We start from the raw sequence: 22,003 nt of genomic DNA, 5'->3' as shown, positions 1-22,003 counted from the left end.
GGGCCGGACGCCGAACGGGACCGGCGCCGAGGCGCCGGTCCCGTTCGTCCGCAGGGCTGCTCAGGCGATGCGCTCCAGCACCACCGGCGACGCCGTGAAGGCCGTGCCCGGGGCCGCGATGTCGTACGAGCCCTCGACCGCCTGGAGCGCGTACTCGAAGCGCTCGGGGGTGTCCGTGTGGAGGGTCAGCAGCGGCTGGCCCTCGGTCACCGTGTCGCCCGGCTTGGCGTGCATCTCCACGCCCGCCGCCGCCTGCACCGGGTCCTCCTTGCGGGCGCGGCCCGCGCCGAGGCGCCAGGCGGCGACGCCGATGCCGTAGGCGTCCAGCCGGGTCAGGACGCCGGATCCGGACGCCCTGATGACGTGCTGCTCCTTGGACGTGGGCAGTACGGCGTCCGGGTCTCCGCCCTGGGCCGCGATCATCCGGCGCCACACGTCCATCGCCGAGCCGTCGGCCAGCGCCTTCGCCGGGTCGGCGTCCTTGATGCCGGCCGCGTCGAGCATCTCGCGGGCCAGGGCGACCGTCAGCTCGACCACGTCCGCCGGGCCGCCGCCCGCCAGGACCTCGACCGACTCGCGGACCTCGAGCGCGTTGCCGGCGGTGAGGCCGAGCGGGGTGGACATGTCGGTCAGCAGGGCGACCGTCCTCACCCCGTGGTCGGTGCCGAGGCCGACCATCGTGGAGGCCAGCTCACGGGCGTCCTCGATCGTCTTCATGAAGGCGCCGGAGCCGACCTTCACGTCCAGGACCAGGGAGCCGGTGCCCTCGGCGATCTTCTTGGACATGATCGAGGACGCGATCAGCGGGATCGCCTCGACCGTGCCGGTCACGTCCCGCAGGGCGTACAGCTTCTTGTCGGCCGGGGCCAGGCCGTCGCCGGCCGCGCAGATCACCGCGCCGGTGGTGTCGAGGACGTGCAGCATCTCCTCGTTGGACAGCAGCGCGCGCCAGCCGGGGATCGACTCCAGCTTGTCCAGCGTGCCGCCGGTGTGGCCGAGGCCCCGGCCGGAGAGCTGCGGGACGGCCGCGCCGCAGGCCGCCACCAGCGGGGCCAGCGGGAGGGTGATCTTGTCGCCGACGCCGCCGGTGGAGTGCTTGTCGGCCGTCGGGCGGGACAGCGAGGAGAAGTCCATGCGCTCGCCGGAGGCGATCATGGCCGCGGTCCAGCGGGCGATCTCCCGGCGGTTCATCCCGTTCAGCAGGATCGCCATCGCGAGCGACGACATCTGCTCGTCGGCGACCTCGCCGCGGGTGTACGCGTCGATGACCCAGTCGATCTGCTCGTCGGTCAGCTCACCGCGGTCCCGCTTGGCGCGGATGACGGAGATGGCGTCCATGGCCATGGCTATGGCTTCCTTCCGGGAGGTGCGAAGTGCACGGCCCCCCTGATCGGTTCAGGGGGGCCGTACGGGGAGTTACTTGGAGAGATGGCCCGGGCCGAAGGCCTGGGGCAGCATCTCGGAGAGCGGGAGGACGCCCTCGGGAGTGTCCAGCAGCAGGCCGGGGCCGCCGAACTCGTAGAGGAGCTGGCGGCAGCGGCCGCACGGCACCAGCGGGGCGCCCTCGCCGTCCACGCAGGTGAAGTGCGTGAGGCGGCCGCCGCCCGTGCGCTGGAGCTGTGAGACGAGCCCGCACTCGGCGCACAGGCCGAGGCCGTAGGAGGCGTTCTCGACGTTGCAGCCGGTGACCGTGCGCCCGTCGTCGACCAGGGCGGCCACGCCGACCGGGTAGCCCGAGTAGGGGACGTAGGCGTGGGTCATGGCCTCCCGCGCCTCGGCGCGCAGCGGCTCCCAGTCGAAGCCGGCGTCCGGCGCGGCCGTCACTTGCCCTGTCCCTTCCGGTACCGCATGCCGTCCGCCTTGGGCATGCGCAGCCGCTGAGCGGAGAGCGAGAGCACCAGCAGCGTCACGACGTACGGCGTGGCGCCCACGAAGTCGCTCGGGACCTCGTCGGTGAGCAGGTACCAGGCCAGGACGAGCCCGCCCACGATGAGGCTGATCGCGCCCTGCCAGACGGCGGAGCGGTACAGCTTCCAGCCGGCCAGGACCACGAGCAGGACGACCAGCAGGAGCAGCAGCGCGTGCACGGTCGTGCCGCCGTTGCGCAGCTGCAGCGCGTCGGAGTAGCCGAACAGGCCGGCGCCCATGGCCAGACCGCCCGGCCGCCAGTTGCCGAAGATCATCGCGGCGAGGCCGATGTAGCCGCGCCCGCCGGTCTGGCCCTCCAGGTAGGTGTGGGAGGTGACCAGGGCGAGGAACGCGCCGCCGAGGCCGGCGAGACCGCCGGAGACGGCCACGGCCATGTACTTGTACTGGTAGACGTTGACGCCGAGCGACTCGGCGGCGATCGGGTTCTCACCGCAGGAGCGCAGCCGCAGGCCGAACGGGGTCCGCCACAGCAGCCACCAGCTGCCGACGAACAGCACCACCGCCAGGATCGTCACCACCGACAGGTCGGTGATCAGACCGCCGACGATGCCCGCGAGGTCGGAGACGAGGAACCAGTGGTGGTTCTGGACCGTCTGCAGGGCGTCGGACAGGCCCGGCACGGTGACGTGGGGCAGCGAGTCCACGGGCGGGGACTGCTTGGGGTTGCCGCCCGCCTCGGCCGGCTTGCCCTCGGCGAAGAAGAGCTTGGCGAGGTACTGGGTGGCGCCGAGCGCGAGCAGGTTGACCGCGACACCGGAGACGATGTGGTCGACGCCGAAGGTGATGGTGGCGACGGCGTGCACCAGGCCGCCGAGGACACCGAAGCCGATGCCGCACAGCAGGCCCAGCCAGGGGTTGGTCTGCCAGCCGACCCAGCCGGCGCCGAAGGTGCCGAGGATCATCATGCCCTCGAGGCCGATGTTGACCACACCGGCCCGCTCGGACCACAGACCGGCCAGACCGGCGAGTCCGATGGGCACGGCGAGGCCGAGGGCGGCACCGACCTGTCCTTCGGAGGTGAGCTGGTCGGCGCCGGTGATGACGCGGACCGCGGCCACGAGGAGCAGCGCACCCGCGACGATCATGAGGATCTGGCCGAGCGACCGGCCCGAGCGCTTGCCGGCCGCGCCCTCCGCCTTGGGCGCCGCGGGCGGCGGCGCGTCGGTCATCGTGGCAGTCATCACGCCACCTCCTGCTTCTTCGTCGGAGCGGCGGCCTGGGCGGCGAGTTCTGCGCCGACCCGCTGCTGCTGGCGCTTGAGGCCGTAGCGGCGGACGACCTCGTAGGCGATCACGACGCACAGGACGATGACGCCCTGGATCACGCCGAGGATCTCCTTGTCGTAGCCCTGGAACTCCAGGTGGTTGGTGGTGCGCTCCAGGAAGCCCCACAGGAGGGCGCCGAGCGCGATGCCGATCGGGCTGTTGCGGCCGAGCAGCGCGATGGCGATGCCGGTGAAGCCGATGCCCGCCGGGAAGTCGTTGCTGAACTGGTGGCTGTCGTTGAGCAGGGTCGGCATGCCGATCAGACCGGCCACCGCACCCGAGATGATCATGCTGGTGGCGACCATCTTCTTCACCCCGACGCCGCTCGCGGCGGCGGCGGTGTCGGACTGGCCGACGGTGCGCAGGTCGAAGCCGAACCGGGTGCGGCCGAGCACGAACCAGTAGCCGATTCCGACGACCACGGCGATGACGACGAAGCCCCACAGGACGCCGGCCGGGCCGGTGTCGATGCTGAAGAAGTACGAGGACGACGGCAGCGGCTTGGTGGAGACGAGTGTGCCGGCCTGGTCGAGCTGGCCGAGCTTCCCGGGCTGCAGCAGGTAGGCGATGATCGCGGTGGCGATCGAGTTGAGCATGATCGTCGAGATGACCTCGCTGACGCCGCGGGTCACCTTGAGCACGCCGGCGATGGCCGCCCACAGGGCACCGGTCGCCATCGCGCAGATGATGATCAGGGGGATGGCGATCCAGCCGGGCACGGTCAGCGCGCCGCCGAGGACGGCCGCGATGAACGCGGCGAGCCGGTACTGGCCGTCGACACCGATGTTGAACAGGTTCATGCGGAAGCCGATGGCCACCGCGACACCCGCGAGGTAGTAGGTCGTCGCCTTGTTCAGGATGTAGACCTGGCTGTCGCTGGCGAAGCCGTAGGTCACCATGTCGCTGAAGGCGTCGCCCGGGTTCTTGCCGGTGGCGAGGATCACCAGGGTGGTGACGACGAGCGCGGCGACGATCGCCAGCAGCGGCGCCGCGATCCCGAGGAGCAGCCGCTCCTTGTCGATCCGTGAGGTCAGCTTCTTCATCGCTCGTCGTCCTCTGTGTGCTCCAGGTGGCCGGAGGCCGCACCCGTCATGGCGGAGCCCAGCTCCTCGGGGGTGATGGTGGCGGGGTCGGCGTCGGCGACCAGACGGCCCCGGTACATCACCCGCAGGGTGTCGGAGAGCCCGATGAGCTCGTCCAGGTCGGCGGAGATCAGCAGCACGGCCAGGCCCGCGCGACGGGCCTGCCGGATGTGGTCCCAGATGGCCGCCTGCGCGCCGACGTCCACACCGCGGGTGGGGTGGGCGGCGATGAGCAGCTTGGGGGCGTGGCTCATCTCGCGGCCCACGATCAGCTTCTGCTGGTTGCCGCCGGACAGCGAGGCCGCCGTCACCTCGATACCGGGCGTGCGGACGTCGTAGTCGCGGACGATCCGCTCGGTGTCGGTCCGGGCGGCCTTGATGTCGAGCAGTCCGCCGCGCGAGTTGGGCTTCTCCGTGACGTGGCCGAGGATGCGGTTCTCCCACAGCGGCGCCTCGAGGAGGAGGCCGTGGCGGTGGCGGTCCTCGGGGATGTAGCCGACGCCGGCCTCGCGACGGCGGCGGGTGGGGGTCTGGGAGATGTCGTCGCCGTCCAGCGTGACGACGCCGGCGTCCGGGCTGCGCATGCCCATGATCGCCTCGACCAGCTCGGACTGGCCGTTGCCCTCCACACCGGCGATGCCGAGGACCTCGCCCTTGTGGATGGTGAAGGAGATCTCGTCGAGGATGATCCGCTCGACGCCGTCGAGATCGGTCTGGGCCAGGTGCAGCTTGTCCACCGTGAGCATGGGGACGTCCGTGACGGTGGACTCCTCCGTCTCCGGCGTCGGCAGCTCGCTGCCGACCATCATCTCGGCGAGCTGCTTGGAGGTGGTGCTGCGCGGCTCGGCCGTGCCGACCGTGGTGCCGCGCCGGATGACGGTGATCTCGTCGGCGACGGAGAGCACCTCGCCCAGCTTGTGGGAGATGAAGATGACCGTGAGGCCCTCGGCCTTCAGCTCGCGGAGGTTGTCGAAGAGGGCGTCGACCTCCTGCGGCACGAGCACGGCGGTCGGCTCGTCCAGGATGAGGGTCCGGGCGCCGCGGTAGAGGACCTTGAGGATCTCCACGCGCTGGCGGTCGGCGACGCCGAGCGCCTCCACGAGGACGTCGGGCCGCACGCCCAGGCCGTACGCGTCGGAGATCTCCTTGATCTTCGTACGCGCCTTGCCGCCGATGCCGTACAGCTTCTCCGCGCCGAGGACGACGTTCTCGAGGACGGTGAGGTTGTCGGCGAGCATGAAGTGCTGGTGCACCATGCCGATGCCGCGGGCGATGGCGTCGCCGGGGTTGCCGAAGGTGACCGGTTCGCCGTTGACCTTGATGGTGCCCTCGTCCGGCTGCTGCATGCCGTAGAGGATCTTCATCAGGGTGGACTTGCCGGCGCCGTTCTCACCGCAGAGGGCGTGTACGGTGCCCGTGCGGACCGTGATGTCGATGTCGCGGTTGGCGACGACGCCGGGGAAACGCTTGGTGATGCCGCGCAGTTCGACGGCAGCGGGAGGGCTGGACGCGTTGATGGCGCACTCTCCTCGGGGAAAGGGGCTGCGGGGGGAGGGCAGGCGTCGGCGACGCTAGCGCGGCAACTCAATGCTACACGCGTAGAGTTGACACATTGTTATGGCTCGGCGGGGGGCTGCGGAAGCCGCCCCCGCGCCGAGCCCAGGTCCCACGGGACCCGTCAGGTCACGGGGTGGTCTTGACCTTGACGGAGCCGTCGACGATCTTCTTCTTCGCCGCGTCCAGCTTCGCCTGGATGTCGTCGATGAAGCCACCGCTGGTGGACAGCGAGACGCCGTCCTTGCTCAGCGAGTAGGTGTTGGTGCCCGTCAACGGCTTGCCGCCGTGGACGGACTTGACGAAGTCGTAGACACCGAGGTCGACGTTCTTGACCATCGAGGTCAGGATCGAGTTCTTGTACTTGGCCAGACCCGGGATGCTGTACTGGTCCGAGTCCACGCCGATCGCCCAGGCGCCCTTGACGCCGTTGACGGCCTCGATCGCGCCGTTGCCGGAGGAGCCGGCCGCCGAGTAGATCACGTCGGCGCCGTTGTCCAGCATGCCCTGCGCGGCTTCCTTGCCCTTGTCGGGGCTGGCGAAGCCGGAGGTGTCCGAGCCGTGGCTCAGGTACTGGGTGTCGACCTTGATCTTGGAGTTGGTGTCCTTGACGCCCTGGACGTAACCCGCCTCGAACTTCTTGATCAGCGGGACGTCGACACCGCCGATGAAGCCGACGTGGTCCTTCTTCGTCTTCAGCGCGGCGGCGACACCCGCCAGGTAGGAGCCCTGCTCCTCGGTGAACGTGATGCTGTCGACGTTCTTGGCGTCCACCACCGAGTCGACGATGCCGAAGCTCGTCTTGGGGTACTTCGCCGCGACCTTGGTCATCGAGGCGGCGTACGCGTAACCGACACCGATGATCGGGCTGTACCCGGCCTCGGCCATGTCCGACAGGCGCTGCTCGCGGTCGGCCTCGGTGTCCGAGGTCTTCGCGGTCAGTTCCTTGATCTCGCCGCCGAACTCCTTCTTCGCCTTGTCGGCACCGCGCGCGGCGGAGTCGTTGAAGGAGCGGTCGCCACGACCGCCGACGTCGAAGGCGAGACCGATCTTGACGCCCTTGCCGTCACCGGAGGAGGACGACGAGTTGTCGTTGTCGGAGGAGGTGCTGCCACACGCGGTGGCAGTGAGGGCGAGAGCTGCGGTGGCGACACACGCAGCGGAAAGCTTGGCTACCCGGCGCACGGGAAGGCTCCTTCACCTGACCTGAGCGCCTGTCGGCGCTTGATGTGAGCACCGGATCGGTGCTCGAGCCGAGACGCCCCGACGGCGTCGGCTTCGCGGCATCGTAACGCGCGTAGATGTCGCAAAAAACCCCCTCGCGAAGCCGTTATCTATTCGAGGCAAACACCGCCTGAACTCGGCGTACCGGACCTCTCACACCGTTGTTGCGCACAGTGCACGGTTGGCTTACGAGTGTGTTGCCCCAGGGCGGCCCGGCCGCCCCGGGCCGCCCTTCGCCGCCTCGGCCGGCTACATGTCGTCGAGCAGCGCGGCGGCCGTGAACATCTCCACGCCGACCGTGATGGCGTGCTCGTCGGCGTCGAAGTCACCCTGGTGCAGGTCCCGGACCATCCGGTCGCCGGGGGTGCGCACACCCAGGCGGGCCATGGCGCCGGGCACGTTCTCCAGGTACCAGGAGAAGTCCTCGCCGCCGAGGCTCTGCTCCGTGCTCTCGACCGACTCCAGGCCGCGCCGGGCCACCATCGACCGGCGCAGCAGCTCGGCGGACTCCCGGTCGTTGACCACCGGCGGCACGCCCCGCACGTAGTTGATCTCCGACTTGGCGCGGTGCAGCGTCGCGATCTCGTCGATGGCCGCGTGCACGATGTCCGGCGCGTCCCGCCAGGCGTCCAGGTCCAGGCAGCGCACGGTGCCGGACAGCTCGGCGTGCTGCGGTACGACGTTCGGGGCATGGCCCGACTCGATCCGGCCCCAGGTGACGGCGAGACCGGCGCGGGTGTCGACACGGCGGGCGACCAGCGCGGGCACGTCGATCGCGACGCGGGCGGCCGCCGTGACCAGGTCGGTGGTCAGATGCGGGCGGGCGGTGTGCCCGCCGGGCCCGTCGAGGGCGACTTCCAGCCGGTCGCAGGCGCTGGTGATGGGCCCGTGCCGCAGCCCGATCCGGCCGGCCTCGACCTTGGGGTCGCAGTGCACGGCGAGGATCCGGCCGACGTTGTCCAGCGCCCCGTCCCCGATCGCGACGAGCGCGCCGCCGGGCAGCACCTCCTCGGCGGGCTGGAAGACCAGCCGCACCGCGCGGGACAGCAGCCCCTTGGCCGCCAGGTCGGCGAGGACGAGACCGGCGCCGAGCACCACGGTGGTGTGCACGTCGTGACCGCAGGCGTGGGCCCGGTCGGGCACGGTGGACCGGTACGGGCAGTCGGCCTTGGTGTCCGGGATGGGCAGGGCGTCGATGTCCGCGCGCAGGGCGAGCATCGGCACGGTGGGCCGCTGCCCCTCGGGCAGACCGATGTCACAGACGAGTCCGGTTCCGGTGGCGAGGACGCGGGGCCTGAGCCCGGCCTGCTCCAGCCGCTCCTTGATCGCGGCGGTCGTACGGAACTCCTGGTTGCCCAGCTCGGGGTGCATGTGGAGGTCACGGCGGAACGCGACCAGTTCGGCGTGCAGGGACTCGCTGAGCACGCCGGGGAGCACACCCTCGGGCAGTTTGGCCTCGGACTCTCGGGACATCAATTGCTTCACCCTCTGAAGGGTAGGACGCCCGACCGGCCAACTGACTCCGGATCAACAAAAGTTCAGCCCGTTAGGGGAAGAAAATCGGACCGGCGGACGCATGGCGGCGGACTTCGATGGGTAAAATCTCTGTTTCCTTCCTCCACGCATACCACGCATCACCATCCTCACGCTCCCCCAGTCCGCCGAGCGGACGCGGTCCCGGTCGGTAGGGTGCGGCGCCGTGAGCGACTCGAACGCGGACTTCCCGCAGACCGCCGGCTCCTCCTACGACACGATCGCCAAGGACCGCGTGTCCCGTTGTCCGCACGGCCTGTCCCACCCTCTCGCGCCCACGGGCGCGGGCCTGGACCCGGTGGCAACGGCGGTCCGCGAGCCCCAGGACGAGGAGACCGCCCCCGCGCCTTCCGGCCGGCGCGCCGGCCGGGGTGAGCCCCGCTGGACTGATCGGGTCCATCGGGGCGGGCCGGCCCCGACGAAGCTCACATCTTGCTCAGAGAAGCTCCGGAGGCCCACGGTCCGCCCGCCGGCACTGCCATGATCCGGTCAGCCACCGGCCGCAATCGTGCCGCTACCTGGGAGAGCCGACATGCCCCTCCGGACCCTCGCGGGCCTGACCGTCGCGTGCACCGCGCTGCTCGTCCCGCTGACGGGCTGCACCGCGGACCACGGCGACGCGCCGAGGCAGGGTCCCGCAACGGCAGCGTCGGCGCCGGCACCGCACAGCAGCACGGTGCCGGCGCCCCAGGGACCTCCGGAACTGGACGCCGACGAGACCCTGGCCGGCCGCCAAGGGATGACCACGGGGAACGCGAGCATCGCCTTCGGCGAGGGCCGCAAGGGTGACGCCCTGATCATCGCGGTGCGCTGTCAGGGCACGGGCCGCATGAGGATCGCCGTGCGCCCCGTCCACGTCGCCTTCCCCCTGAGGTGCCGCGCCGACCGGCCCAGCACCATCTACAACCAGGTGAACGTCACCGCCGCGCGAGCCGGCGGCGTGGCCTCGGTCGAGGCTCCGCCATCCGTGCACTGGTCGATGACCATCGCCAGAGGCACGCCGCCGCAGGAGGAGCCCCCTACGGCGACGACCGGATCGCTCTGACCGGCTGCGGCGGTCAGGCGCCCTTGGGCTCGGCCTGCTGGACGACCTCGAAGGACCACAGGGTGGACCCGGAGGCGGCGGGCTTCGGCCGCTCGCCGCCCTCGCCGCCGCCCTGGTGGGCCGACTTCATCGGCCCCTCCATCCAGGCCTGGAACGACTCCTCGTCCCGCCACCGGGTGTAGACGAGGTACTGGTCGGTGCCCTCGACCGGCCGCAGCAGCTCGAACCACTCGAACCCGTCGGAGTTCTCCACGGCGTGCGCCCTCGACGCGAACCGCTTCTCCAGCGTCTCCCGCTGCTCGGTCGGGACGGACAGCACATTGATCTTCACTACGCTCATGCCGCCTATCCTGCCCCGGCCCTGCGCCCCCCGCTCACTCCCCGGCGAACAACTCCGCCGCGTCCTCGGCACGCATCGCCCGCTGGGCCCACACTTCGAGCTGGTCCAGGTCGGTGCAGGCGTTCACCCGCTCGCGTACGGCATCGGGCACCTCGATGCCGCGCCACTGCAGCATGTGGAGCACCATCTCGGCCTTGGCCTCGACCCTCCCCTCTTCGCGGCCTTCTTCGCGCACCTGCTCGGCCAGCGGGTGTCGCCAGAAGTACTGAGTCGCTGTCATCAGGTCCTCCCCGTCGACCTCTACTTCAGTCCGCGGTGAACAGCTCCGCCGCGTCCTCGGCACGCATCGCCCGCTGGGCCCACACTTCGAGCTGGTCCAGGTCGGTGCAGGCGTTCACCCGCTCGCGTACGGCATGGGGCACCTCGATGCCGCGCCACTGCAGCATGTGGAGCACCATCTCGGCCTTGGCCTCGACCCTCCCCTCTTCGCGGCCCTCTTCGCGGCCTTCTTCGCGCACCTGCTCGGCCAGCGGGTGTCGCCAGAAGTACTGAGTCGCTGTCATCAGGTCCCTCCACATCTGCTTCGCCTGGGGGTCGGCCAGGCAGGAGTCGACGAACTGCGCGAGGACCGCGGCGGTTTCCTCATCGATGGTCCGCAGGGCGGTGGCCACGGAGCCCAGTATGGCCGGGGCCTGCGGGCCACGCCCGTGTGTCATCACGGAAAGCACCGCAATGGGTACGTCCCTCGCGGCCGACTGCTCGTCCGCGATCACCGGCACGTTGTCCGGGCCCAGCACAAGCGGCCGTACCGTCAGCGAGTGCCAGTCGCGGAACCCCAGCCGGATCGGGCGCGAAGCCCACTTCGCGGTGGCACTGTTCTGCGTGACGACGATGAGCACCGGCTCACAGCGGTACTTTTCGTAAAGTCGGGTAGCCGGAGCCCATTGCTGGGCCCCGGCCCCCTCAGAACCGGACGTGCGGCTTTCACCGCATCCGGCTCAAGCAAGCCACGAGGGCTGCGCGGAAAAGCAGTTCATGCGGTCCGTTTCCCATCTCCAGCGTGGTGCTGGCGATGGCATTCGGAGTGCACGAGACGGAGGTTCTTCCTTTCATCCGAGCCACCGTCTCGCCGGTAGGTGAAGTGGTGCTTGTGCAGCGCCTTCTTCGATGCCGCGAACCAGTTGATCCACTCTCGTGGACTGTCTGGTTCGTATTCGGCGCCGGCGATGAGCGATTGCCGACAGAGCGGGCAGAGCCCTTTCTGTCTCACAGCCAGGACAAGACTCGTCTTGTCCATAGGGGGCGCCGCCTTCTTCCGACGGCGCTCCCGCCAGTAGTCCTGGAGGGAGGGGTCATCAGGAGATGCCGCACCCTGGACTACGTAGTGACGGATGATTTTCGTCCAGGAGAACTTCGGGAGGAAGGCGCCGCTGTCACGGTCCCCGAACACCCATCTGTCCTCCCTGGTCGAATGGAATCTGTCGAAGTACCGGGCCGCGACCCAGTGCCTTGACTTTCCGGGGTGACGACGTCTGGCCCATGTCCAGGTCAGTCGCCACATGTAGTTGTCCAGCGAGTTGAAGGTCTTGCTGGACGCCACCCCCCGGTAGTAGGCAGCCCATCCGCGAATAATCGGGACGAGCTTTTGCATGAGGGCTTCCGCGTTGGCCCCATTCAGGGCCTTCACTTCAGACCGCAGCCTCTCCCGGAGTCTCGCGCAGGCCGTAGCGCTTGGCTTGACAATCAGGCTTCCACATGTTCGCCGAATGGTGAATCCGAGAAAGTCAAAGCCCTTCGCGAGGTGGACGATCTGCGTCTTTTCCTCATTGAAGTGCAGCCCTCTCGGCTCCAGCCATTCTTTCAAACGCTGCTTGACCTGGCGCACTTCAGCTTCGCTGTGCCCGAGCACGACGAAGTCATCGGCGTATCTCACCAGCACCGGAGCGCCCTCCACAGAACGCAGCACGCCATTCGCACGCTGTCTGTACCGGCACCCCGCGGCCTGTTCCATCCCATGCAGAGCGATGTTCAGCAGTACGGGGCTGATCACTCCACCTTGAGGTGTCCCCTCGTCGGTCGGAGCGAACCTGCCCTTGTCGATCACGCCTGCCCTCAGCCAACCCTCGACAAGATCCCTGGCCGGGAACTGACCGAGCGAGGACATCAGATGGCCGTGGTCGATGCGGTCGAACGCTGCTGACAGATCGGCATCCAGGACCCACAACCGCTTAGGAGACGTTCCCCGCGCGGTTACGTAGATCGCTCCAATGGCGTCCTGACAGCTTCGGCCGGGCCGGAACCCGTACGACTTCGGTTCGAACCGTGCCTCCCACTCCGGCTCAAGCGCATTCTTCACTCGGGCCTGTGAGACCCGGTCACGGATGACCGGAATTCCCAGTGGGCGCTGCTTTCCATTGCTCTTCGGGATGAACACCCGCTTGACCGGCTTGGCCTGCCAAGGCTTGGACGACTGATGGATTTCAGCCGCCAACGTCCCCCGCGCTCGCGGCGTGAGGGCTCGTTCCCCGTCAATGCCAGCCGTCTTGCGGCCGCTGCTCTGCTGCGTCACCCGCTTCACGCTCACCAGCGTGTTGCTGAGACTTCGCAGCATGAGTTTCTGCAGGCTCCGGACCTTCTTCCAGTCCTCTTCCCGCGTTGCCTTGAAGATCCTCTGCCGTAGACGCCGTACGTTTTCCTCACACGAAGCCCAGTCGATGCTGTGCCAGTCGAAAGAGGAAGAAACGCCCTCCGGTCCGTTCACCAGTGACGCACAGGGACCGACCGGGGCCGATTCCATCATTTCTGCCATTGGTGTCCAACTTGCCCTTCGGTTCCATCGCCATGTACAGAGCTCTTCAAAGGCTCACCTGATCCACGTGGGCACCCTTTCGAGTCGGGTCACTCGGACCCGTATCCGACGAGTTATACCGGGAAGGTGAAGAATCTTCTCGGCTTTCCTCCGGCCTTTCGGCCCGTCGACCTTCGCTTCTTGGATCATCCTGTTCCCGCCAGGGAGTTGAGCCTTCCTTACGGTCGGCCTACCGGACATTTACCCGGACCCCGACGGGGTTTCCACGTTCCGCTCCATTGAGATGCGGCTGGGGAGGATGCTCCCTTTACCCCGGGATCGGCGGTACTCACACTCTGGACATACCACCCCAGAGCTCGCCCGGCGCATTTCAGCGCCTGATCCATTTGACCGTCGCATGCGTGCCATCGCACGGCCTTACCTTAACGAGGCGTCAACAGGAGTTCACTTGCGTTCATCCGTCCAGCCTTCCCCTCACCTGTGGCTCCCAGATGGCCAGGGCACCCTTGGGCTTGAACGCTCAGCTTCACACCCCGCCGTTACCAGCGACGCATGTGAGCGCGGGGACCGGTCCGAGTACAGACCCGAAGTTCGCCTGTTTCAACTTCCCTTCATACAGGCTCACTTACTCAAAACGGAGCGACATCGTGTCGCACGGTAGGAGAGGTAGTAGGGCCAGCTCCCCCTCTTGCGGTCGTCCACCTTCCCCTGCGACTCGATCACGAAGAGGTACGTACCCTCGTCCGTCTCCGCCCGGAGCAGCGTGTCCACACGCCGCTCGACCGGTTCGATCTCGGTCAGATCCACGTTCAGCGCCGCGATCTGCCTCGGCTCCGGAAACGGCACGTGCAACACACGCTGTAAGGCGCGGGTCAGCAGGGTCGGGTCCTTCTGGAAAATCCGGTGCAGCGCCTCGTGCGACGAGCCGACCATCGGCTCTCCCTTCTGTCTGTCGACGTGATCAACGAGCTAGGCCGCCGCAAGTTCGCACCACACGTACTTACCCCGGTTCCCGAACCTGGCCGACGGCTGCCAGCCCCAGAAGTCCGCGCACGCCCTGACCAGAGCCAGGCCCCGCCCCCCTCCCCCAGCTCGGCCACCTCCGCCAGCGGCCGGAACGGCTCCGGCGGACCGGGGTCCGTGTCCCACGCCCCGATCCACACCGCCCCCTCCACCGAACGGCGCACCCTGAGCGCGGCCGGCCCCTTCGTGTGCCGCACCGCGTTCGACACCAGCTCCGTCGCCAGGAGTTCGGCCGTCTCGACCAGGCCGATCAGACCGTGCATCGTCAGAATCAGACACAGGGTGCGGCGGGAGATCGTCACCGCTCTGAGGTCGTTGGGGATGTAGAGCGTGTAGTCCCAGGTTTCGGGCATGACTCATCGACTCCGGTGAGGTGAGAGGTTCAAGGCGTGCGGTGGCAATGCCGCAGTCGTCATGGCGGGACGATGCGGTGCACTTCCGCTGCGTGCGCGTTGCGTCACTGACGGTAGACCTTGATTTTTAAGTCTTGCAAGCCGTTCACGTAACCTGACACCCGAACTAGCGGCCTTCACGGACAGGTTGAGGGGAGAGGCCATGGCCTTGCGGAGTGAGCCGACTGCACGTCAGTCCCGGCTGGCGGTCGAGTTGCGCAGACTCCGCGACGCGGCAGGTCTCACGGCTCGCCAAGCAGCGACTCTGCTCGGGGTGAGTTCAGCGCAGATCAGCCAGATCGAGTCCGCCCTCGCGGGCGTGAGCGAAAAACGGCTACGTCGTCTCGCCACCAACTACTGCTGCTCCGATGAAGAGTTGATCGACGCCCTGGTAGCGATGGCGACGGATCGCACGAAGGGCTGGTGGGAGGAGTACCGCGAACTGCTGCCCACACCGTTCCTCGACATCGCTGAACTTGAGCACCACGCGACGTACCGACGCGACGTTGAGTTCCTGTTCGTACCTGGCCTGCTCCAGACACCCGAATACGCCCGGGCTGCGTTCTCCTCCAGAATCCCCGAACTCCCCGAAGAGGATCGCGACCTGCGCGTCCGTCATCGCATGCAGCGCAAAGCGATCATCACGGGGCCGGATCCCACTCCGTACGAGGCGATCATCCACGAGGCCGCACTGCGTATCAGACTCAGTGACCGTGCCGCCTCGCGTGCCCAACTGTTCCGCGTCATGGAACTCTCCGAAGCGGAACACGTGACCGTGCGGGTCGTTCCCTTCGATCTGGACGGCTTCGGCGGCTCCTGGGGCCCCATGATGCTGTCGGGTGGCGCCGTACCAAAGCTGGACACGGCAGTACGCGACGCGCCACACGGCACAGGTTTCATTGACTCCGAGGCCCAGCTCGAAGTGTTTCGAACGCTCTTCCATAGAGTGGAGGCAGCGTCGCTCGATCCCACGCGTTCGCGTGACTTCGTCCTCAGACTGGCCAAGGAGCTGTGAGGCCCACCGTGAACACCTCCTACAACTGGCGGAAGTCGTCATACTCCGGCGGCGGCGACGGCAACAACTGCGTGGAGATCGCCGCGTGCCCCACACGCATACTTGTCCGTGACTCCAAGAACCCGTTGACAGGCACCCTCACCTTCACGCCCGACGCCTTCAGCCCCTTCATCGAGACCGTGAAGGGTGAACGGCCCCGCTAGAGATCCCGGGCGGTCTCCCTCCGGGTGCGTTCGTACTCCGCCGGGTCGAGGATCTCCCATGCCGCCTGGCCGACGGCCAGCACGCCGCGGGCCGGCAGGGGTACGTCACCGATGCGCGGGTTCTCCGTGAGCCGGGCCGGGCGCCCGAGGTCGACACCGTCGAATACGGCGTGTGAGTCGTCGACGAAGTACATCCGCTGGGGCATGAGCGTGCCGGTGTGGCCGCTCGGCATCGTGCCGGACAGCCGGATCTCCCCCAGTCCCAGCGCGTGGGCCAGGCGCTCGCGAGCCCGCACCAGAGTCCGAGGGCGCCAGGTGGCGAGTGGCAGCGCCCCGCTGATGTCGTTGAGCAGACCGAGGAGTCGTGTCGCGGAGGCGGTGAGGGTCCAGTCCACGGCGGGGGAATCCATCGTCACCCGCAAGGTGGCGGGGCCCGTCCACGTGATCGCGATCCGGGCGTAGCCGGTGTGGTCGCAGGCGGCGCCGTAGTACCTGGGGCATGCGGTGTCCAGCCGCGGCCCGTCGACATGGATCGACCAGCTGCCGCTCGGGTCGCGGTGCCACAGTGTGCGGTAGGGGCCGAAGCAGTTCTCCGGGAAGACGCGCAGGGCGAGGACGTGCCCGGAGTCGAAGGGCAGTCCGAAGACGCCCCAGCCCTTGACGTACTCGTGACGGGGCCAAGAAGCCCGGCCCCGGCGGGGCGGGACATCGGACAGCGCGGAGGAAAGGTCGAGCATCTCCATCACCCCGGCGAGGTTGTGGCCTGCGCCTTGGTTCAAGGGTAAGAGGGCCGCGACCGGACCGGCTCGGGGAATCCGCGTCACCGGTCGAGGCCCGCCTTCCTGCCCCCGCCCCTCGCCGCACCGTCCCTGGCCGGGAGCGAACGGGTATCGGCCTACTCCACGTCGATGCCGAAGTCCCGCACGAGTTCCTCCAGGCCTCCCGTGTAGCCCTTGCCGCCCAGGACGAAGTCCCAGTCGCCGCTGGATCTGCGCCGGAACGAGCCGAGGACCAGGGCGGTCTCGTGCGGCCGCCCGTCCGAGACCTCCAGGCGGCCCAGCTCGGTCGTTCGTGGATCGAGAAGCCTGATGCGGGCGTCCGTGAAGCCGGAGAGGTCGGCGGCCGGGTCGGCACTCGGATCGATCGCGGCCACGAGTACGAACCGGTCGGCCTCGTCCGGCAGCGCGTCGAAGGAGACACAGATCGCGACCTTGTCGGGTGCGGTGGCGGGAAGAGCGCGTACCGAGCCGTCCGGCGTCCGGGGGTTGTTGAAGAAGACGAAGTGATCGTCGCTGAGGACGCTGTTGCCACGGCAGACAAGAGCGCACACGTCCAGGGCGACACTCCCGGTCCACGACATGCCCAGGACGTTGTAGTCGTCGGGCAGCCGGGTGTCCGGCCCGAGAGGCGCCGGTTGTGCCGCGGCTGACCGGTCGCCCTCGCCCAGCCGCCCGCCCAGCCCGTGGCGATGCAGCAGGTCGACGAGTTCGGGGCCCGAGACGAGCTCCAGCGGCTTGCCGTTGGCGAAGGTGTGCGAGCCGGGGCCGAACCGTGACGTCGTCACGAGGACGCCCTTGTTGGCGCCGACGTCCTGCACGGTTCCGTACAGATCACGCACGGCGGTGGGCGGCACCGTGTTCCGGTAGCGCTTCACCTGTACGACGATCTTGCCGCCCCGGATCGGTGCCGGATCCAGCGCGTCGACGTCGACGCCGCCGTCGTTGGAGCGCTGGGTGGTGACGGCCTGCATCCCCATGGCCCGGAAGAGGTCGGCGACGAGGTTCTCGAAGGCGATGGGGTCCATGGCGAACAGGTCCGGCTCCTCGTCGCCGCCGTGGGCGACCACCCGGTTCCCGACGTCCTGCGGCCGCCTGCCCGGCCGTACCGCCGCGAGCTGGTCCGGTCGGGCCGAGAGCTGCCCGCGCAGGGCGTCGCCCAGGCAACTGCACGCGTCCACCTGTGCCAGGTGCAGGTCGCCGAACGAAGCGCGGGACGCCATGACCGTCGCGAGGAAGATCTGGCCCGGCCGGCCCGTCATGGGGTCGTGCCCGTCGACGAAGCCGTTCAGGGCCACCGACTCGAGCGCGCCCAGCTCGTCGGCGGCGAAGAGCTCGTGCAGTACGAGCAGCATGCACTGGGCGAGGGCCTCCCGGTACAGAGCACGGCGCTGGCCCACCGGGCGGGGTGTCTCCTTGTCCTGGTCGGTCCCGGACACGTACCGGACGGCCTTGACCTCCGGCACGATGCCGTAGGCGGGCAGCTCCCAGTCCAGTACGAGCTGCCGGGCCGCCGGGTCGTAAGCCGCCGCCACCTGACGTGGGAGGCCCTCCGGCCATGCCGTCGAGGCGTAGAGGGCGGCGGAGAAGTACTCGATCACGGAATCGGGGTCGTGGCGTCCCACACCCTCGGTCAGCGCGACGACGCCGGCGTTGTGCCTTCGTACATCGGCCAGCTGGGCATCAGCCCACTGCTGGTACTGCAGCTGGTACGACGCCAGCTGTTGCTGCCGGTGAAGCTCCGCGGCCTGGGCGGCCTGCCAGTCGCGTTCGAAGCGCGCCCGGGCTTCGGCCTGCGCCTGGGCACGGCGGCCGGCGGTCCAGCCGCCCTGTGTCTGGTAGTGGTCGAAATGCGGCATCGGCACCGGCTGCGCCAACGGTCCTGGCGAGAAGGGCTGGATCTCCTCGGGTCGCATGAGGGAGTCGGCCCGGAAGGCCGGTGCCCGGCAGCCCGAGGCGAGAAGTCCTTGCAGCGCGGCGACCTGTGCGTCCAGTTCCTCCGTACGCCGGAGGGCCTCCGCCTGCCGGTACTCGCGGTGGCTCTGGGCGGCTCGCCGCTGGTAGGCCCGCGCCTGCTGTTCCTGCTGTCGGCGCCGTCGGGCTTCTGCCTCCAGTTGGCGCTGCTGCTGCCGTTGCATTTCAGCCCAGACACCCGCAAAACCGGTTGAGCGACGACTCATGTGCTGCAAACCCTCCCCAGGACGTCGGCAGCCGAAAGGCGCACTGGTTGTCCCCACAACCAGTTGTAACGTGAAGACTTTACTGCCGCGTCAGGCAGCGTCCGCCCCGTCGTCACGGGCCGGCAGCGGAGACATCACGGTGGGGAGGGGCGTGCCTCGTGCTCAGGCCAACCCCACCGCCGCCAGCCGGTGCACGTCCCGCGCCGTTCCGGTGACCCCCGACAGGAACCCCTGGGCGCGGGGGGAGGCGGTCTCCGTGAGCCAGGTGGGGTCGATGTCGCAGACCGCCACGCGGACGCCGGTGCCGGCCAGGGCCAACGGCAGGGTGTGGACGACGGTGGAGGGGAAGCTGAGGATGGTGCGGCCGATGGGGCCCCGGCGGGCGATGAGTTCCAGCGGGAGGTCGGGGCGGACGATCTCCAGGCCCGTGTCCGTGGCGAGGCGGTGGAGTTTGTCGGTGCTCTCGCGGCGGTGGGCGAAGTAGCGGGTGGCTCCGTGGGCCCTGGCCAGGGACTGGACGGCGGCCAGGTAGCGGTCGCCGTCGACCACGCCGGTCTCGACCAGGGACGTGCCGACCATGTCGGCGCTCGTGGTGATGCGCGGGGGGCCGAAGCGGGCGCGGGTCCAGGCGAAGTCGTTGGCGGTGACCGTGACGCCGTCCGGGGTCTCGGTCACCGGCATGGAGGAGAAGACCTCGACACGGCGGTGCTCGCTCGGGGTGAGGCGGCGGCGGGCCGAGGAGGAGACCGGGGCGAAGAGCAGGTCGCGGGGGCCGGGGCGGCCGCCCTTGCGGTGCCAGCGGACCAGGCGCTCGCCGCGGGCCAGTTGGGCGACGAACTCCATGGTCGCGGTGCCGTCGTCGACGACGACCAGATCGCGGGCCCGGGTGATGGTCAGGAGGAGTTGCACGTAGCGGGAGAAGGGGTCTCCCATGACGATGCGCTCGGCGCGCCGCAGCGGGCCGGCCAGGCCGCCGATGGTGTGGAAGGGCGCGGTCGTGCCGCCCCGCGCCTCCTCCCAGCGCACCCGGTACCCCTCGTCCCGGGCCAGGTCGGCCATGCGGCGGAGCTGGCCCCGGGTCATGGGGTCGGTCGGGGACAGCACGACGAGGGTGAGCTCCGCGCCGGCCTGTGGCGGAGCGCCGGCCGGTGACCGGCGTATCTGCGCGGGCACGGACGTCAGGGCGTCCGGTGGCGCGCCCTGCAGGCCGTGCAGGTGCGCCCACTCCAGTACGTTCAGCAGCTGTACCGGGCTCTCCACGAAGGCGAGCGTGCGGGCAGAGTGGCCGGTGTGACCGGCGCGGGGGCTCATCGGCGTACGACCGTCCCGTCTCAGGGCAACCGTTGGGCGATCGGGGTGCTCAGACCGCGACCGGCTCACCCGCGGCCGCCGCGATCTCCGCCTCGGCGACGACGCCGGTGACGCGGCGCAGCTTCTTCATCGGGCCCATCTCGGAGTCGTAGACCTTCTTGACGCCGTCGCCGAGGGACGCCTCGATGGTGCGGATGTCGCGGACCAGGCGCGTGAGGCCCTGGGGCTCGACGGAGGCGGCCTGGTCGGAGCCCCACATGGCGCGGTCGAGGGTGATGTGGCGCTCGACGAAGGTGGCGCCGAGGGCGACGGCGGCCAGCGTGGTCTGCAGGCCGGTCTCGTGGCCGGAGTAGCCGATCGGGACGTTCGGGTACTCGTCCTGCAGGGTGTTGATGACGCGGAGGTTGAGCTCCTCGGCCTTCGCCGGGTACGTCGAGGTGGCGTGGCAGAGCAGGATGTTCTCGCTGCCCAGGACCTCGACCGCGTGGCGGATCTGCTTCGGGGTCGACATGCCGGAGGACAGGATGACCGTGCGGCCGGTGGCGCGCAGGGCGCGGAGCAGCTCGTCGTCGGTGAGGGAGGCGGAGGCCACCTTGTGGGCGGGGACGTCGAACTTCTCCAGGAAGGCGACGGCCTCGGTGTCCCACGGGGAGGCGAACCAGTCGATGTTCTTGCTCTTGCAGTACTCGTCGATCTGGCGGTACTCGTCCTCGCCGAACTCGACCCGGTGGCGGTAGTCGATGTAGGTCATCCGGCCCCAGGGGGTGTCGCGCTCGATGTCCCACTGGTCGCGCGGGGTGCAGATCTCCGGGGTGCGCTTCTGGAACTTCACGGCGTCGCAGCCGGCCTCGGCGGCCACGTCGATGAGCTTGAAGGCGTTCTCCAGCTCACCGTTGTGGTTGATGCCGATCTCACCGCAGATGTATACGGGGCGGCCCGGGCCGGCCTCGCGCGTACCGAAGGTGCGGATGCGGGAGTTGGTGCTCATGGCAGGAGATGTCCTTACTTGGGGAGGGAATCGAGAGAGGGGCCGAGGATCCAGCTGGCGATCTCTCGGATCGCGCCGTCACCGCCGGGGACGGTGGTGACCGCGCGTGCGGCGCCGCGTACGACGTCGTGGGCGCTCGCGACCGCCACGGGCCAGCCGACGAGGGCGAAGCACGGGAGGTCGTTGACGTCGTTGCCGACGTAGAGCACGCGCTCCGGCGCGATGCCCTGCTCCTCGCACCACTGCTTGAGGGCGAGGTCCTTGCGGTCGATGCCGTGCAGCACCGGGAGCTTGAGCTTCCGGGCGCGGGCGGCGACCACCGGGTTCTGTTCCGTGGACAGGATCAGCATCTTCAGGCCGCTCCGGCGGAGGGCCGCGATGCCGAGTCCGTCGCCGCGGTGCACGGAGACGAACTCCCGTCCGTCGGAGTCGATCAGCACCCGGTCGTCGGTCTGGGTGCCGTCGAAGTCGAGGACTACGGCGTCGATGTCGTCGTAGGCGGGGAGGGCGCCGGGCCGGTCCGCGTCGAAGAGCGGGGCGAGGGCGCGGGCGCGGGCCAGATCGTGCGGGTCGTCGATCTCCAGCACCCGGGCCGGGTCGGTGCGGACCAGTTCGGTGTGGCCGAAGAAGCGGTGCCGGTGCTCGCGGAAGCCGGTCGCGGCCATCGCGTAGGCGGCGCCGGTCTCCAGCAGGTCCTGGGGGCGGTCCTGGCGGCGGGGGCGGAAGGACTTGTCGTGGTTGACGCCGTAACCGCCGCCGACCGTCGTGGTGCCGGAGACCGTCGTGGTGTCGACGGCCGTCAGGGCGGCGCCGACGGCGGCGGCCGGGTCGGTGCCGGCGGTGACCGGGTCGTCGGCCGCGTCCCGCCAGACGAAGCCGTGGAAGGCGGCGACGGTCACGGCGGTGTCGGCGCCGTTCTCGACGACGGCGGCGGCGACCGCGTCCACGTCCTCGCGGACCAGGAACGGGCTGGTGCACTGCACCAGCAGGACGGCGTCGACGGCCGCGCCGTGCAGGGCCTCGTGCGCGTCCATGGCGTGCAGGACGGCGGCCTCCGAGGTCGCCGTGTCCCCGGCTATGGCGGCGGGGCGGAGTACGACCTCGGCGCCGGCCTGGCGGGCCGCGGCGGCGATGGCCTGGTCGTCGGTGGAGACCACGACGTCGGTGACCAGCCGGGTCGCCCGGCACTCGCGCACCGCGCGGGTGACCAGCGGGATGCCGCCGACCGGGGCGAGGTTCTTCGCGGGCACGCCCTTGGAGCCGCCGCGGGCGGGGATCACCGCGAGCACCCGGGGCACCGAGGCGCCCGGTTCCGCTTCCGTGTGGGGCATGGG

Annotated in this window: 18 protein-coding genes and 3 pseudogenes; 3 read left to right on the top strand and 18 right to left on the bottom strand. The window is 69.4% G+C overall.

The window, feature by feature from the left end; genetic code table 11:
* Positions 1-60: 60 nt before the first annotated feature.
* The 7 genes from ABZ478_RS04460 to ABZ478_RS04430 all read right to left on the bottom strand — a co-directional run bounded on the left by ABZ478_RS04460 (position 61) and on the right by ABZ478_RS04430 (position 8,527).
* Positions 61-1,338, bottom strand: coding sequence for a thymidine phosphorylase (locus tag ABZ478_RS04460; protein ID WP_359545875.1), 1,278 nt, complete (start codon positions 1,336-1,338; stop codon positions 61-63).
* Positions 1,339-1,416: 78 nt separating this feature from the next.
* Positions 1,417-1,824: a cytidine deaminase gene (locus ABZ478_RS04455; protein WP_358936279.1), complete on the bottom strand. Its 408-nt coding sequence runs from the start codon at positions 1,822-1,824 to the stop codon at positions 1,417-1,419.
* Positions 1,821-3,110, bottom strand: coding sequence for an ABC transporter permease (locus tag ABZ478_RS04450; protein ID WP_359545271.1), 1,290 nt, complete (start codon positions 3,108-3,110; stop codon positions 1,821-1,823). Before ABZ478_RS04450 ends, ABZ478_RS04455 begins: the two co-directional genes overlap by 4 nt.
* Positions 3,110-4,237, bottom strand: a complete 1,128-nt coding sequence (locus ABZ478_RS04445) for an ABC transporter permease (RefSeq protein WP_359545269.1) — start codon at positions 4,235-4,237, stop codon at positions 3,110-3,112. Before ABZ478_RS04445 ends, ABZ478_RS04450 begins: the two co-directional genes overlap by 1 nt.
* Positions 4,234-5,760 (bottom strand): ABC transporter ATP-binding protein, encoded by a 1,527-nt coding sequence (locus ABZ478_RS04440; RefSeq protein WP_359545873.1) that lies wholly within the window; start codon positions 5,758-5,760, stop codon positions 4,234-4,236. The genes ABZ478_RS04445 and ABZ478_RS04440 overlap by 4 nt, the downstream gene beginning before the upstream one ends.
* A gap of 199 nt (positions 5,761-5,959) precedes the next feature.
* Positions 5,960-7,015, bottom strand: coding sequence for a BMP family ABC transporter substrate-binding protein (locus ABZ478_RS04435; RefSeq protein ID WP_359545267.1), 1,056 nt, complete (start codon positions 7,013-7,015; stop codon positions 5,960-5,962).
* 288 nt (positions 7,016-7,303) lie between these two features.
* A complete protein-coding gene (locus tag ABZ478_RS04430) occupies positions 7,304-8,527 on the bottom strand; it encodes an amidohydrolase (protein ID WP_359545266.1) in 1,224 nt (407 codons plus the stop codon).
* Positions 8,528-9,119: 592 nt separating this feature from the next.
* Here ABZ478_RS04430 and ABZ478_RS04425 point away from each other — a divergent pair.
* The gene (locus ABZ478_RS04425; protein ID WP_359545264.1) at positions 9,120-9,632 is read left to right on the top strand and encodes a hypothetical protein; all 513 of its coding nucleotides are present in this window, start codon (positions 9,120-9,122) and stop codon (positions 9,630-9,632) included.
* Positions 9,633-9,645: 13 nt separating this feature from the next.
* Here ABZ478_RS04425 and ABZ478_RS04420 read toward each other — a convergent pair whose 3' ends face one another.
* The 6 genes and pseudogenes from ABZ478_RS04420 to ABZ478_RS04395 all read right to left on the bottom strand — a co-directional run bounded on the left by ABZ478_RS04420 (position 9,646) and on the right by ABZ478_RS04395 (position 14,157).
* Positions 9,646-9,972 carry an antibiotic biosynthesis monooxygenase gene (locus ABZ478_RS04420; protein WP_359545263.1) on the bottom strand — a complete coding sequence of 109 codons (327 nt, stop codon included), beginning with the start codon at positions 9,970-9,972 and terminating at the stop codon, positions 9,646-9,648.
* 34 nt (positions 9,973-10,006) lie between these two features.
* A complete protein-coding gene (locus tag ABZ478_RS04415) occupies positions 10,007-10,252 on the bottom strand; it encodes a hypothetical protein (protein WP_359545261.1) in 246 nt (81 codons plus the stop codon).
* Between the two features lie 25 nt (positions 10,253-10,277).
* A pseudogene (locus ABZ478_RS04410) lies at positions 10,278-10,898 on the bottom strand (hypothetical protein); the annotation flags it as partial.
* Between the two features lie 107 nt (positions 10,899-11,005).
* Positions 11,006-12,781, bottom strand: coding sequence for a group II intron reverse transcriptase/maturase (ltrA, locus tag ABZ478_RS04405; protein WP_359545259.1), 1,776 nt, complete (start codon positions 12,779-12,781; stop codon positions 11,006-11,008).
* A 660-nt stretch (positions 12,782-13,441) separates the two neighbouring features.
* Positions 13,442-13,714 (bottom strand): annotated as a pseudogene (locus ABZ478_RS04400) (hypothetical protein); the annotation flags it as partial.
* A 36-nt stretch (positions 13,715-13,750) separates the two neighbouring features.
* Positions 13,751-14,157, bottom strand: a pseudogene (locus ABZ478_RS04395) (ATP-binding protein).
* A 202-nt stretch (positions 14,158-14,359) separates the two neighbouring features.
* Here ABZ478_RS04395 and ABZ478_RS04390 point away from each other — a divergent pair.
* A complete protein-coding gene (locus ABZ478_RS04390) occupies positions 14,360-15,211 on the top strand; it encodes a helix-turn-helix transcriptional regulator (protein ID WP_359545257.1) in 852 nt (283 codons plus the stop codon).
* Positions 15,208-15,414 (top strand): DUF397 domain-containing protein, encoded by a 207-nt coding sequence (locus ABZ478_RS04385; protein ID WP_359545255.1) that lies wholly within the window; start codon positions 15,208-15,210, stop codon positions 15,412-15,414. The genes ABZ478_RS04390 and ABZ478_RS04385 overlap by 4 nt, the downstream gene beginning before the upstream one ends.
* Here ABZ478_RS04385 and ABZ478_RS04380 read toward each other — a convergent pair.
* The 5 genes from ABZ478_RS04380 to ABZ478_RS04360 form a co-directional block, all read right to left on the bottom strand.
* Entirely contained in the window at positions 15,411-16,193 is a 783-nt protein-coding gene (locus ABZ478_RS04380) for a hypothetical protein (RefSeq protein WP_359545253.1), read from the bottom strand. The genes ABZ478_RS04385 and ABZ478_RS04380 overlap by 4 nt on opposite strands.
* A 116-nt stretch (positions 16,194-16,309) precedes the next feature.
* Complete coding sequence (locus ABZ478_RS04375; RefSeq protein WP_359545251.1) at positions 16,310-18,370, bottom strand: restriction endonuclease; 2,061 nt, start codon at positions 18,368-18,370, stop codon at positions 16,310-16,312.
* A gap of 162 nt (positions 18,371-18,532) precedes the next feature.
* A complete protein-coding gene (locus ABZ478_RS04370) occupies positions 18,533-19,681 on the bottom strand; it encodes a hypothetical protein (protein WP_359545250.1) in 1,149 nt (382 codons plus the stop codon).
* 49 nt (positions 19,682-19,730) lie between these two features.
* Positions 19,731-20,669 (bottom strand): N-acetylneuraminate synthase family protein, encoded by a 939-nt coding sequence (locus tag ABZ478_RS04365; RefSeq protein WP_359545248.1) that lies wholly within the window; start codon positions 20,667-20,669, stop codon positions 19,731-19,733.
* A 14-nt stretch (positions 20,670-20,683) separates the two neighbouring features.
* Positions 20,684-22,000, bottom strand: a complete 1,317-nt coding sequence (locus ABZ478_RS04360; protein WP_359545246.1) for an N-acylneuraminate cytidylyltransferase — start codon at positions 21,998-22,000, stop codon at positions 20,684-20,686.
* Positions 22,001-22,003 lie beyond the last annotated feature (3 nt).

It is taken from the genome of Streptomyces sp. NPDC005706 (assembly GCF_040631045.1).
Lineage (GTDB): Bacteria > Actinomycetota > Actinomycetes > Streptomycetales > Streptomycetaceae > Streptomyces.
Note: the sequence above shows the minus strand (reverse complement) of the source record. Positions and strands in the feature narration are given on the sequence as shown.